The sequence below is a fragment of the Chryseobacterium mulctrae genome (genome assembly GCF_006175945.1).
GTDB classification, from domain to species: Bacteria; Bacteroidota; Bacteroidia; order Flavobacteriales; family Weeksellaceae; genus Chryseobacterium; species Chryseobacterium mulctrae.
In genome coordinates, this window is sequence record NZ_VAJL01000001.1 from 2,747,948 (window position 1) to 2,761,764 (window position 13,817).

General features: G+C 31.2%; 14 protein-coding genes. 2 read left to right on the forward strand and 12 right to left on the reverse strand.

Annotation, left to right across the window (positions count from 1 at the left end; translation table 11 throughout):
* The first annotated feature begins 83 nt into the window (after positions 1-83).
* On the forward strand, positions 84-2,120 hold the full coding sequence (locus tag FDY99_RS12580; protein ID WP_139421923.1) for a glycosyltransferase: 2,037 nt from the start codon (positions 84-86) through the stop codon (positions 2,118-2,120).
* Here the strand turns inward: FDY99_RS12580 and FDY99_RS12585 are convergent.
* The 4 genes from FDY99_RS12585 to FDY99_RS12600 are packed head-to-tail and all read right to left on the reverse strand — an operon-like array spanning position 2,117 to position 5,838.
* Positions 2,117-2,953: a glycosyltransferase family 2 protein gene (locus FDY99_RS12585; protein ID WP_139421925.1), complete on the reverse strand. Its 837-nt coding sequence runs from the start codon at positions 2,951-2,953 to the stop codon at positions 2,117-2,119. The two genes, FDY99_RS12580 and FDY99_RS12585, sit on opposite strands and share 4 nt — an antisense overlap.
* A gap of 3 nt (positions 2,954-2,956) precedes the next feature.
* Positions 2,957-3,928 carry a hypothetical protein gene (locus tag FDY99_RS12590; protein ID WP_139421928.1) on the reverse strand — a complete coding sequence of 324 codons (972 nt, stop codon included), beginning with the start codon at positions 3,926-3,928 and terminating at the stop codon, positions 2,957-2,959.
* A complete protein-coding gene (locus FDY99_RS12595; RefSeq protein WP_139421930.1) occupies positions 3,925-4,863 on the reverse strand; it encodes a glycosyltransferase family 2 protein in 939 nt (312 codons plus the stop codon). The genes FDY99_RS12590 and FDY99_RS12595 overlap by 4 nt, the downstream gene beginning before the upstream one ends.
* Complete coding sequence (locus FDY99_RS12600) at positions 4,864-5,838, reverse strand: glycosyltransferase family protein (RefSeq protein ID WP_139421931.1); 975 nt, start codon at positions 5,836-5,838, stop codon at positions 4,864-4,866.
* Positions 5,839-5,900: 62 nt separating this feature from the next.
* Here FDY99_RS12600 and FDY99_RS12605 point away from each other — a divergent pair, with 62 nt between their 5' ends.
* Complete coding sequence (locus tag FDY99_RS12605; RefSeq protein ID WP_139421933.1) at positions 5,901-6,980, forward strand: glycosyltransferase family 4 protein; 1,080 nt, start codon at positions 5,901-5,903, stop codon at positions 6,978-6,980.
* Here the strand turns inward: FDY99_RS12605 and FDY99_RS12610 are convergent.
* The 8 genes from FDY99_RS12610 to FDY99_RS12645 form a co-directional block, all read right to left on the reverse strand.
* Entirely contained in the window at positions 6,977-7,717 is a 741-nt protein-coding gene (locus tag FDY99_RS12610) for a polysaccharide deacetylase family protein (protein WP_139421935.1), read from the reverse strand. The genes FDY99_RS12605 and FDY99_RS12610 overlap by 4 nt on opposite strands.
* A 3-nt stretch (positions 7,718-7,720) precedes the next feature.
* Positions 7,721-8,476, reverse strand: a complete 756-nt coding sequence (locus FDY99_RS12615; protein ID WP_139421937.1) for a glycosyltransferase family 2 protein — start codon at positions 8,474-8,476, stop codon at positions 7,721-7,723.
* Between the two features lie 69 nt (positions 8,477-8,545).
* Positions 8,546-9,304 (reverse strand): glycosyltransferase family 2 protein, encoded by a 759-nt coding sequence (locus tag FDY99_RS12620; protein WP_139421939.1) that lies wholly within the window; start codon positions 9,302-9,304, stop codon positions 8,546-8,548.
* 125 nt (positions 9,305-9,429) lie between these two features.
* A complete protein-coding gene (gene rocD, locus FDY99_RS12625; RefSeq protein WP_139421941.1) occupies positions 9,430-10,680 on the reverse strand; it encodes an ornithine--oxo-acid transaminase in 1,251 nt (416 codons plus the stop codon).
* A gap of 234 nt (positions 10,681-10,914) precedes the next feature.
* A complete protein-coding gene (gene accC, locus FDY99_RS12630; RefSeq protein ID WP_139421942.1) occupies positions 10,915-12,270 on the reverse strand; it encodes an acetyl-CoA carboxylase biotin carboxylase subunit in 1,356 nt (451 codons plus the stop codon).
* 97 nt (positions 12,271-12,367) lie between these two features.
* Complete coding sequence (gene accB, locus FDY99_RS12635) at positions 12,368-12,850, reverse strand: acetyl-CoA carboxylase biotin carboxyl carrier protein (protein ID WP_102980004.1); 483 nt, start codon at positions 12,848-12,850, stop codon at positions 12,368-12,370.
* A 127-nt stretch (positions 12,851-12,977) separates the two neighbouring features.
* Positions 12,978-13,181, reverse strand: coding sequence for a 50S ribosomal protein L32 (rpmF, locus tag FDY99_RS12640; RefSeq protein ID WP_066674711.1), 204 nt, complete (start codon positions 13,179-13,181; stop codon positions 12,978-12,980).
* A gap of 59 nt (positions 13,182-13,240) precedes the next feature.
* Positions 13,241-13,759, reverse strand: a complete 519-nt coding sequence (locus tag FDY99_RS12645; RefSeq protein ID WP_139421944.1) for a YceD family protein — start codon at positions 13,757-13,759, stop codon at positions 13,241-13,243.
* Positions 13,760-13,817 lie beyond the last annotated feature (58 nt).

The window sequence follows — 13,817 nt, forward strand, 5'->3', positions numbered from 1 at the left end:
AGGATGAGAGTCTTTTGAAAGTTGAGGAAATAAATGCTTAAATTCGTTTTCGCAAAAAACTTAGACAAAATAATAAATTTAAAATGGGAATTAAAAGGTTTTTTAAAAATAAAATCAAGGATTATCAATTTATCAAAAATAGAAGAAAGATATCTGTCGATCTTCAGAACCTTGATTTTTTTAAAAGTCATTCATTTAATTTTTCCGCACAGACCAATCCTGAAGTTTCAATTATTATTCACGGGATCAATGATTTGAAAATGGTTCTTAATTGTCTTTATGTGATTGAAAAATACAACCAGAATATTTCCAAAGAAGTTATTGTTATTAATGAAGATACAGCAAATCAGGAATATTTAGAAAAAATAAAAGGAATAGCCCTCATTAATAATGAAGATAGCAATAGTTTAATTCAAGCAATAAATCATTCAATTGAAAAGGCAAAAGGAAAATTCATCTATCTTTTAGATTCGCATGTTTTAGTTCAGGAAAATTATTTGTCAAGTTTAATAGAAGTTTTTAATATCAAAGAAAATGTAGGAGCGGTAGGTTCTAAAATGATTTCTGCTGAAAATAGCATAATTGAAGCCGGAAATTTAGTTTTTGAAAATTCTGAAATCGTTGAATTAGGTAAGTCTAATGCAATTGATGCTCCTCAATTTAATTTTTTAAGAAAAGTAGATTTTTGCACTGGAAGTTTATTGTTCAGTAAAATCAACCAAAAAGAAGATTTAAATTTACTGAATGAAAACTTTTCTTCACCATATTTTGCAGTAGCTGATTTTTGTTTAAAGCTAAAAAAAGAAGAAAATTTAAATACTTATTATCAACCACTTTCAGAAGTTACCTGTTTTAGTAATTCTTTTAAAACAACAAATAGCAATGATAAAGTAGATTTTGCAAACCATTGGAATTTTTATTTTACAGATAAAAAGAATATAAAAAGCGAGAAAACCAATTACAGTTCCCATTACAAAATTCCAAATTTTCTTTTTCTGGAAGAAAATATGCCAAAACCAGATCAGGATTCGGGTTCAAGAAGGTTTATGGAAATTATAAAGATTCTTCAGAAAAACGGACATCACATTGTTTTAGCGGTTAAACATTTTGATGAAGCTAAAGATTCAGATTATATCCCTTATTTTCAAAATGCAGGTGTTGAAATTTGCAGAGATTATGTAAATGCTCAAAATAAAATTATAAATGTAGAACATCAGGTTGTAGACGCTTTGTCGTACGTTGATGTGATTTGGATTTTCAGACCTTTAGGTTTTAATCATTGGTACAATTTAATCAATGGTAGGATAAACGGTCAAAAAATTATTTATGATATGGTTGACCTTCATTATCTGAGATTAGAGCGTGAAAATAATTATATCGATGTCGTTACAAAAGAAAGAGAAAAGGAAATAAATTTCTTCAAAGAAAAAGAATATGCCGGAATGAATATTTCAGATGCGGTGATTTCTATCAGCGAAGAAGAAAAAAATACAGTTTCTGAAAACGGTGTCAAAAAAGATAAAATTTTCACGGTAAGTAATATTCACAAACCTGTAGAGAATGTTCCATTAATTTTTTCTGAAAGAGAAGGTTTGCTTTTCATCGGCGGTTACAATCATTTACCGAACATCGATGCTGTGAAATTTTTGCATGACCAGATTTTACCATTAGTTTGGGCAAAAAATAATCAGATTAAAATCTTTATTTTGGGACCTGATTTCCCTGCAGATTTAAAAGAAAAATACCATTCTGATCGATTCCAGATTTTGGGTTATCAGGAAACTGTAGATTTTTGGTTTGAAAATTCAAGAGTTTTTGTAGCACCACTTCGTTACGGAGCCGGAGTTAAAGGAAAAATCGGACAGGCTTTAGAATTCAAATTACCTGTAATTACCACAGGAATAGGAGCGGAAGGAATGAGTTTGGAAGATCAAAAAACAGCTTTGATTTCAGATGAAAATCCTCAAAATTTCGCAGATAAAATTCTTGAATTATACGATAATGAAAATCTTTGGCAGACTTTACATCAAAACAGTCTTTTGCCACTTTCTAAATTCTCTATAGAAACTCAGGAGCAGAATATTAAAAAGATGCTTCAGTATTTAGGCTTCGTGAATTAGTTTTTATAAATTTTCTGATACTTTTTAGGCTTAAAAAACTGATACATCAATTTTCGGTACCATTCATTGTAATATTTGGCTTTATACTTTTTATTCTCACGGATTAAGCTCATAATGTTATGAAAATCTAATCCGTTTTGTTTGTAAAAAGTATAATGTTTTTTATAGATTTCAAAGAAATTATCAGATAGTCTCGAGCTGTTGTCGATGCTTGTATTGGTCAGCGAATCTGTTGTATTTCTGATTCTGTAGAAAAATAAAAACTCATCAATTTTATGAACTTTTATGCCGATTTCAACTAAAGAAATCCAGAAATCCCAATCTTCGTAGTAGTTTAATTGAGTATCAAAACCACCCACTTTTTCAAAATCTTCTTTATAAATAAGAGCGGTAATCGGAATGCAGTTTTCAATTAAAAAATCAAAGGTATTGAACGGCTGCAAAACCCATTCTTTGTCTGTTTTTTCGAAGAATTTACCTTTTGTATAGCAGATTCTTACTTCTTTATTTTTTGAAAGAATCTGATGTGTTTTTTCTAAAAATGTTTTGTCGATAAGATCATCGCAATCCAGAAAGAGAATGTATTTTCCAGTCGCAGATTTCACACCGTTATTTCTGGCAGAAGATTGTCCTTGGTTTTCCTGATGAATGATTTTTAAATTTTTAAAAGCTTCGTTTGTTTCAATTAAATCTAAAACGGCACGTTCAGAACCATCATTCACAATAATCACTTCAAAATCCAAATAAGTTTGATCATAAACACTTTTTAAGGTTTCATGAATATAGTCTTCACCTTTGTAGTAAGGAATAATGATAGAAATTTTCTCGCTCATGTCTTAAGAAATAAGTGTTTTAAACCAGCTTTCAAAGCTATATTTATTTTTGATTTCTGCAGGAATTTCCTGATAAGGATTTTCAATAAAACTATTTAGATTCTCTTCAGCATCTTCACCGATGATGAAGATATTTTCTTGTCTGTAAAAATCGTAATTTTTCACATCCGGATTATCAGTAATTAATTTTTTTTCGTATTTCAACGCTTCAAAAAACCGGAAAGACAATCCGTTATGTTCTTTCAGTTTTAAGTCTAAAAGAGCGTTTGAGCTTTTAACCCAACTCATATTTTCATCATAAGTCAAAAACTGATTGGTGAAATTGATTTCTCCTTCAGGTTCTCTTTTTTCCCAACTGAAAAGCAGTATTTTTTGTGTGATTTTTTTCAGGCTTAAAATTCCTGAAATTTTTTTTAATGTTTCAAATCGCTCTTCTACATACGTTCCAATATAGAAAACATCATTTTTAATAGTTGGTTGATCCTTATTTTCTTCAAAATTAAAAAAGAAATTAGTCAGAAAGAAGATGTTTTTCTTTTCATCAACATCGTTTTTATCAAATACGAAAAACTTATCAAAGAATTTAAGCTTCGAATAAACATTCGGCGTTCTGTTGAGACCGTCCCAATGATTACCGATTAATTTTTTAGTTTTTGTTCTAATGATATTTAAAAATTCTTCCGAAAAAAAATCGGTAGTCATCACCAAAATCGTTTCGTATTCGGGTAATCTTTTAGCCTTTTCCAGCAATGTATTTTCTATGAAAGCTTTCCTTAGAATTTCTTTATACTTTTTATCCCCTAAAACTGTTTTTCTGTAAACATTATTAAGTTGCTCACGCCAGTTTTTATATCTGAATTTCTCATCAGAATACAGTAAAAAATCTACATTGTCATAATTCAGAGACTCAAGATTTTTTTTGATGAGGTCTGAAAGTCCTGCATAGTTATGCATGATGATGAGGATTCTGTTCATCGGTAAAAATATTTAAAGAATAAGAAAAAAGTAAAATGCTCAGATTTTAGTTTTTGGTATAAAGCTGATTTTTCATGCTGAACTTCTTTCAAAAAATTCTTTACATGTTCATTAGAATCTTTTTCGAGATAAGCAGAAAACTTTCTTTCTTTATCATTAAGCGTTCTCAGTTTTATTTTAAAATCTCTGAAGATCTTAGGCTTTTTAGCATAATCAAAACGGCTTATCAGTTTTTCTTTAGAAGCTTCATCTTTAGAATAAGAAATTCCTCCGACTTGTTGTGCGCTATGAATACGATAGGAGAGGAGTTTATCATTTAGAAAAGCAAACTTTTTCTGTTCAGAAGAAACCAATGCAATCCATTCGTCGTGATGTAAACCTTCAACAATTGGAAAGGGCAAAGCCTGATTAATAAACGATTTTTTGATAGCCATTGAAGCGCCTGTTGCAAAATTCCCAATGGTTGCAAAAATTTTAAAATAGTCGATTTCTTTTTTGTTTTCGCTTAAAAAGTTTGGGACATCCCAAACAGTATAAAGATTTTGTTGCGAACTGTTTTCATCGATAATAAATCCGTTTGAGCATACAATATCAATACTTTGGTTATTTTCAAAAAAATCGCAGATAATTTTCACTTTATTGTTTTCCCAAACATCATCCTGATCGCTTAAAAATATAATTTCGCCGCTACAAAGTGAAATGGCTTTTTCAAAGTTTTTTACGCTTCGTAAATTTTTTTGATTAATGTAGATTTTGAAAATATTTGGAAACTTATTTTCGTATTCAGCTAAGATATTTTGGGTTTGATCCGTTGATCCATCGTCGCACACTACAATTTCATCTACTTTCAAAGATTGGTTAAGAATAGAATCAATTTGTTCACGGATAAATTTTTCGCCGTTATACGTACAAAGTGCAACAGAAGTTTTTGTCATTTAGCTCAAATTAAAAACTGTATTCACCCAATTATCCAGGGTGTATTTGTAATAAATGTCGTCCGGAAGTTTTTGATAATCGGTTTCAAAAAAAGACTTTTCAATATTACTGAAATCGTCATTAAGAATCAAAATATTTTCAGGATTATAAAAATCGTAATTTTTAATGGTGCGATTATCAGTAATAAATTTTTTTTCCAAAGCCATTGCCTCAAAAATACGGAAACTTAGTCCCATTTGATTATCTCGCTGAAGATCAAGGATTACTTTTGTGTTTTTGTATAGTTTTGGTAATGATTGTTGAGGTATATTTTTGGTTCTGAACTTAATGATATTGATGTTTTTTGAATCAACAATCTGAGTAATCTTGTTTTTCCAACCTTTTTTTCCGGCCACAATTGTTTTAAAATTGATGTTTAAATCTTCAATCTTGTTGATTAAAATATTAAGTTTCTGCAATCGTTGCGTGTCGTACGAAGTGATGTAAAAAAGATCAAGATTGGGGTTTTGTTCCTCAAATGGACAATATTTAAGATAATTGTAATTGGTTATTTTTTTAAATCCATGTTCTTTTACATCTTCATCATCAAATGAAAAAACAGTGTCAAAAAAATGTAAAATATGTTGAGCCGGATTTCTCGACATACTGTCGTATAAATAGGCAATATTTCGGTCAGCGTACTTTCTGATCACTTTATGTACACGCTCCTCTATGCTTTCAGGATTAATGACTAAAATTTGATCCTGTTTTCCTATTTCTTTCAGAGAGTCAATGATAAAATTCTGTCTTTTTTCGTGTTTCAGATTTTTTCCGATAAAAACTTTGCTCATCGCATTTTTCACCCTTGCCCCAAAGTTTTTGTGCGTAAAAGCCCCGATGTTGATGTGGTACGCTTCTACACCTTTTTCTTTCAGTTTATTTACGATATGTTCATCATAATGCCAAAAATCAAAACTGATTAAACAAATTTTCATAAAACAAAAGTAAAGATTTTAAAGTTTAAATTTCTATTTTTGGGAAAAAGCCCATATTTTTCATGAAAAAGAATATTCTTATCGATGTTGAGCGACTTAAATATCCAAGATCAGGAATTGCAAATGTTTGCATTTCATTAATCCGAGGATTAGACGAAAAATTGTGCCATTTCAATTACACTCTTTACGGACCAGAGAAAAATATTCCTGCAACCCAGTCTGATTTTAAGATCATTAACTGGAAATTTTGGCAGAAAAAAATTAAAATAAATACTTCGCCTTTTTCATTAATTCATGTAACACATCAGTTATCAGATTATTTTCATTCTAAAAAATCTAATCAAAAAAAAGTTGTTACGCTGCATGATTTAAATTTTCTTCATGATAAAAGCTCTGCAAGAAAAATTGAGAAATCTAAGAAACTTGTTCAGAAAAATATAGGAAATGCAGATGCTATCGTCTGTATTTCAGAATTTGTAAAGGATGATTTCCTTAAAAATAAACATTTGTTTTCCCTAAAAAACGACATAAAAGTTGACGTGATATATAATGGATTGACTTTTCCTGAAAACGAAATCTTTAGTTCTGAAAAAAAATATGAGTTTATAGACAGAAAGTTTATTCTCAATATTGGGGTGCTTTTCCCAAAGAAGAATCAGGAAGTTTTGCTCAATCTTATCACTGGAAATGAAAGAGAATTGGTTTTAATCACTTCTTCAGCAAAATCTGAATACAAAGAAAAATTCCTTGAAAAAGTTAAAAAATTAGGTTTAGAAAAGAAGGTTCATATTCTTGAAAATGTAGAGAATAATGAAAAATATTTTCTGCTTCAACATTGCGAATCCTATTGTCATCCGTCATTGGCAGAAGGTTTTGGTATTCCTCCGGTAGAAGCTATGTTCTTTGGAAAACCTGTTTTTCTAAGTAATTTAACCAGCCTTCCGGAAATTGGAGGAGATTTAGCGTTTTACTTTAATGATTTTTCGTCTGATTCTATGAAGAGAATTTATGATGAAGGTATTGAAAAATTTAATGTTGATAAGGAAAACTATATAACGAAATTGAAAGAAAGAGCTTCAAAATTCAGTTATAAAAGCATGGCTGAATCTTATGAAGGATTATACAAAAGACTGTTAGATTAAAGTTTTGTTTTCCCAAATTTAAGCTTCCATTTAAAGGTTTTTAAAGAATCACCATACTTGATGTCGATACGGTTGACTTCAAATTTCTTTTTAAAAGGATAAGATGCTACATTATTTCCGATTCTCATTGCAGATTCAATTCCGATTTTGTCGAGCATTTTGAAAAATTCTTTTTTACGTTCTTTTTCTTTTGGAAATTTGCCGTAAGGATAAGCCAAAACTTTTGTGAAGTTGATTTCGTTCTGTTCTAAAATTTCAATGTTTTTTAGGAGATCTGCTTCCGCTTCTGATAATGTCATTTGTGAGAAATTTCTGTGATAATGGCTGTGCAAAGCAATTTCCACTAAATCAGGATTCAAAGATTTTATTTCATCAAAATTCATGTAGACTTTTTCATCTCCATTAAGATTGTTCTGAATAAACTCTGTAGGAATGAAAATGGTTGATTTCAATTGATGTTTTTCGAGGAGTGGAATCAGATATTGTAAGTTATTGTAATACCCATCATCGAAGGTTAAAATAATTTTATTCTCAATAGATTTTGACGCTTCTAAATCTTTGAAAAATACAGTTTTGAAATTATTTTTAATATAAATCAGTTGTTCTTCTAGATTTTCAACCGTAACAATCAAATCATTTTTATATGCGATAGATTGCGGTAAAACCTGATGATACATCAAAATTCTAATGCTTTCTTTCTTTGAAAGCCCTAAAACTCTTTTAAGAAACTGAACCATATTCTATCTGAATTTATGAATTTCGTGAAGTTTTTTATATTTAAGGAAGGTGTAAAAAGCTGCTGTTGCTGCAGCATAGTAACCAACCAAACCGTCAAGAAATCCTAAACGTAAAAAATATGATTTGAAGAACTGAAACATAGGTTTAAAAAGAATTTTAAAAATGTTTGATTTTTTACCATTTTTATACATCTTTTCGGCCATCATCGAGGTATATTTATTAGACTTTTCAATGTGATGATAAATGTCTTTATAAGTATAATGATTGATCTTTCCTTTCAGTTTTCCTTTATTTTCAGTTGTGATAAATGATTCGTGTACAATGTCTTCAGAATATTTACCGTGACCTTTTCTGAACAATCTTTCTCTTTTTATATTTCCCCAACCTCCATATTTCAGCGTTTCTCCTAAAAAAATATTGTTGAATTCAACATCATAAACATTAAATTCGGGTTGTGCTTCCGAGATTGTTTTTCTGATTGATTTCTTCAGCTCTTCGTCAGGAATTTCATCAGAATCTAAAAATAAAATCCATTCTGATTGGCATTGTTCAATCGCAAAATTCTTCTGTTTTCCAAAACCTAAAAATTTTTGCTGAATAAATTTTACTTTCGGGAATTTTGAGCAAATTTCTTCTGTACAGTCTTTAGAAAAACTGTCGACAATAATAATTTCGTCGGCTAAATCGTGAACTGAATTTAGATTTTTTTCGATTATTCTTTCCTCGTTAAAAGTAATTATCGCTACAGAAAGCTTCATAGATGGATGACTTACTGATGCAAAAATACAGTTTATTTTCAGAATTTTAAATCCTATAAAAAATAATTGTTATGCATATTCTTCTTTTAAATACTCATAGGTTTTAAAAGAACTTAAAGCGCTTAAATAGGAGAGGATTAGCCCTTTTTTGCCATCTAAGATTCCGAGCTTTAGAAAATACATTTTAAAGAAACTAAAGGCGCTTTTCGATAATTGCTTTATCATTTGATATGGAATTTTTTTTTCATGCAAATCTTTTGCTTTCAGTTTTGAATAGTGAATGACTTTTTTGTAATATGCGTCATAAGAATCAAAAGAAAAATGAAGAAGATAGTTTTGTAAAGTTCCCGGATTGTTGACATTACTCAAGCCTTCATGAACTCTTTTGTTTTCGTCGTAATGAGCCACTTCCTTTTTAAAAAGACGGATGTTTTTATCATTCTGAGTACCTGAATAGTTTACTTTTTCACCCATAAAAAAGAATTTTCGTTTAAAAAAGTAGGCATTTTGAGTAACGGGTTTTTTAATTTCTTTTAAAATTTCATTTTTCAATTTCGGAGTAATTCGCTCATCAGCATCTAAAAATAGAATCCAGTCGTTTTTTGCATAAGAAATGCAGAGATTGCGCTGTTTGGTAAAATCTTCAAATTTATTTTGATAGAGCTTCACTTTTGGGTATTTACTTTTTATAATGTCAACTGTTTTATCTGTGCTGAAAGAATCTAAGACAATAATTTCATCGGCAAATTCTACCGAGTTTAAAGCTTCTTCAATATTTTTCTCTTCATTAAAGACAATTAATAAAGCACTTATTTTTGGATCTTCCATACCATTCACATTATGAAAGGTTAGATTAAAAATAAACACAAAAGTTAAACAATCGTTTGTTCGATTTATTGAATAAAAAAATAACACTCTGATTTAGAGTGTTATTTTTTTGAAAATATTTGATTTTATTTTTTGAAATCTAAGATTGTTTTCTCAATAATCTTCACACAATCTAATAATTGCTCTTCAGTAATAACCAAAGGTGGTGCTAATCTGATGATGTTTCCGTGGGTTGGTTTTGCTAAAAGTCCGTTTTCTTTTAATTGTAAACAAAGATTCCATGCGGTAGAACTTTCAGGAGTATCATTGATTAAGATTGCATTCAATAAACCTTTTCCTCTTACTTTGGTAATTAAGTCTGATTTTTCAATTAGTTTTTCGATTTCGCTTCTGAATAGTTTTCCTAATTCTTCAGCTCTTTCAGAAAGTTTTTCTTCTTCTACGACATCTAAAGCTGCAATTGCAACAGCACAGGCAATTGGGTTTCCTCCAAAAGTAGAACCATGTTGACCTGGCTTGATAACATTCATAATCTCATCATTCGCCAAAACGGCAGAAACAGGATACATTCCACCTGAAAGTGCTTTTCCTAAAATTAAAATATCGGGTTGTACATCTTCATGGTGACAAGCAATCAATTTACCAGTTCTAGCAATTCCTGTCTGTACTTCGTCTGCAATGAAAAGGACATTGTGTTTTTTACATAATTCTAATGCATTCTTAAGGAAATTTTCATCCGGAACATAAACTCCAGCTTCTCCCTGAATTGGTTCAACCAAAAATGCTGCAATATTTTGAGCGTCATTTTTTAAAACTTCTTCTAAAGCTGCAAGATCGTTGTAAGGAATTTTTACAAATCCCGGTGTGAAAGGACCGTAGTTTTTATTGGCATCAGGATCGTTTGAGAAAGAAACGATTGTTGTCGTTCTTCCGTGGAAATTGTTTTCACAAACTACAATTTTAGCTGCATTTTCTGAAATTCCTTTTACTTCATAGCTCCATTTTCTAGCTAATTTTACTGCCGTTTCTACAGCTTCAGCTCCGGAGTTCATCGGTAAAACCTTATCAAATCCGAAAAGAGTAGTAATTTTCTTCTCGTATTCTCCCAAATTTGAATTGTAAAAAGCTCTGGAAGTTAAAGCTAATTTTTTAGCCTGATTTACCAAGGCATCGACGATTTTTGGATGAGAATGCCCTTGGTTCACTGCTGAATAAGCCGAAAGGAAATCGTAATATTTTTTACCTTCAACATCCCAAACAAAAACACCTTCACCTTTATCTAAAACCACAGGAAGCGGATGATAATTGTGGGCACCATGTTTTTCTTCGAGTTCAATAAAATATTGTGAGTTTTTTGTTTGTTCTGCTATTGACATATCTTTTTTTGCTTTTTACAAATTTAAGTATAATAAACCAGATGGTTCAACAGAATAATGATGCTGAATATTAGATATATTCAAGTGTGTTTTGATGGTATGAAATAATCCTTTAGAAAATATTGCTCAAACAAATTATGACTTCCAGTTTTTATATCTTTTGAAATGAATTTAATTTTAAATAAAAAAACCGCCTCAAGTGAAGCGGTTTTCAATATGTATTTTAAAATAATCTTAGTGATTATCATATTTTTTATCCATTACAAAACTCTCCATGAATTTTGTTGTATAGTTTCCTGAAAGATAATCTTCATCTTCCATCAACTGTCTGTGGAAAGGAATTGTGGTTTTTACTCCTTCAACATAGAATTCTTCCAAAGCACGTTTCATTTTTGCAATTGCTTCTTCACGGGTTTGAGCCGTAGTAATCAATTTTGCGATCATTGAATCGTAGTTTGAAGGAATGGTATACCCTGAGTAAACGTGAGTGTCAACTCTGATTCCGTGTCCTCCAGGGATATTTAATCCTGTGATTTTTCCCGGTGAAGGTCTGAAATCAGCATAAGGATCTTCTGCATTGATTCTACATTCAATAGAATGTAATTTCGGATAATGGTTGATTCCTGAAATAGGAGTTCCTGCTGCCAAAAGAATTTGTTCTCTGATTAAGTCGTAATCAATAACCTGTTCAGTAATTGGGTGCTCAACCTGAATTCTTGTATTCATTTCCATGAAATAGAAATTTCTGTGCTTGTCAACAAGGAATTCGATGGTACCTACACCTTCATAACCGATAAATTCTGCTGCTTTTACTGCTGCATCACCCATTTTCTCACGAAGTTCGTCAGTCATGAATGGAGAAGGAGTTTCTTCAGTTAATTTCTGGTTTCTTCTTTGTACAGAACAGTCTCTTTCAGAAAGGTGGCAAGCTTTACCAAATTGGTCACCTGCAACCTGAATCTCGATATGTCTTGGTTCTTCAATCAGTTTTTCCATGTACATTCCTCCGTTTCCGAAGGCAGCAACAGCTTCCTGAATTGCAGATTCCCAGTGTTCTTTAAGGTCTTCAGCTTTCCAAACAGCTCTCATTCCTTTTCCTCCACCACCTGCGGTAGCTTTGATCATTACAGGATAGCCTGTTTCTTCTGCTGTTTTTACTGCGTGCTCGTAAGATTCAATTAAACCTTCAGAACCGGGTACGCAAGGTACGTTTGCCGCTTTCATGGTAGCTTTAGCATTGGCTTTGTCTCCCATTCTTTCGATCTGTTCAGGAGATGCACCAATAAATTTGATACCGTTTTTCTGACAGATTCTTGAGAAATTAGCATTTTCAGATAAGAAACCATACCCTGGGTGAATTGCGTCTGCATTGGTAATCTCTGCAGCAGCAATAATATTAGGGATTTTAAGATATGAGTCTTTACTCATTGCAGGACCAATACAAACAGCCTCGTCAGCAAATCTTACGTGAAGACTGTCTTTATCGGCAGTAGAATATACCGCAACGGTTTTGATTCCCATTTCTTTACAAGTACGTAAAATACGCATTGCAATTTCGCCACGATTGGCGATTAATATTTTTTTGAACATCTTCTTCAATTTGAAAATTAGATAATTTGAAAATTAGATAATGTTATTTTAATGTAGAATTTAATCTAACATCTAATGTCTAACATCTAACTTCTAATTAAGATGGATCTACTAAGAATAATGGTTGGTCGTATTCAACAGGAGTAGCATCATCAACTAAAATCTTAACGATTTTACCGCTTACTTCAGACTCGATTTGGTTGAATAACTTCATTGCTTCGATTACACAAACTACTTTTCCGTTAGAAACTTCGTCACCTACATTTACAAAAACATCTTTATCTGGAGATGGTTTTCTGTAGAAAGTTCCGATCATTGGAGATTTAATAGTTACATATTTACTATCGTCAGAAGCTGCTTCTGTTTTTTCTGGAGTTGCAGAAACTGGAGCAGGAGCATGACCTGGAGCCACTTGTTGTGGAGCTTGCTGATACATTGCAGGTTGAGCAACATAGCTTACTTCATTACCACCTAGTGGAGTTTTAATAGTAATTTCGAAATCTTTAGTTTTATATTTTACTTCTGAAACTTCAGCTTTAGATACAAACTTGATAAGATTTTGTATGTCTTTAATGTCCATAAATTTGATATTTGATTTGCTGTCAAAGATACCAAAAAAACACAAAAAACAACAAAAAACCGCCAAATTTTATAAAAATTGGGCGGTTTCTGTATTAAAACGAGTGTTTTTCGATGAAAAGCGACTCTTAGTTTTCTTCAGTAGTAGCTACTTCTTTTTCCATTACTACTTTACCTCTGTAGTAAAGTTTTCCTTCATGCCAGTGAGCTCTGTGGTATAAATGCATTTCTCCTGATGTTGCATCTTTTGCTAATTGAGGAACTACAGCTTTATAATGAGTTCTCCTCTTATCTCTTCTTGTAGACGATTGTCTTCTCTTTGGATGTGCCATTTTGTAATAACTTTTTTAATTGATGAGTGATGAGATTCATCATCTCATCATTAAACTATTTAATTTTTATTCTTTAAATTTTTTAATGCGTCCCATCTAGGATCGCTTTCTTCTTCTTTCTCTATTTCTTTTGGACTGAATTTTTCAAGGATTTCCAAATCTTCATCACTTACGTTGGGTGATAATTTTTTCATGGGTATTGAAAGTGCCACGTTTTCATATATCAATTGCGAAATATTAAAAGCGTGATCGTTTGCAGGAATGGTGATGACATCTTCTTCGCTGTCATCATATTCTTCTCCGAACTTTACCAAAATACCAATTTGGTTTTCGATAGGGTAAGTAAAATCTTCGTTGGTGATATCACAAACCAATTCTACTGTACCATCTACTTTTATTTCAAATTCTAAAAAAGTAGTGTGTTTATCAAGTAAAACATCAACTGCAATTTTAGGATTTGTAAATTCCTGATCAGTGTCAAATAATTGAAAGAACTCTTTATCTATCTCAAACTTGAACTCGTGCTTACCGGTTTTTAGCCCGGAAAAGCTTACGTCGTAGTTTCTTAACTTGTCCATAAAATGAGTGTGCAAAAATATGCATTTTTTTTAATATTACAAATAAAATTCATAACAA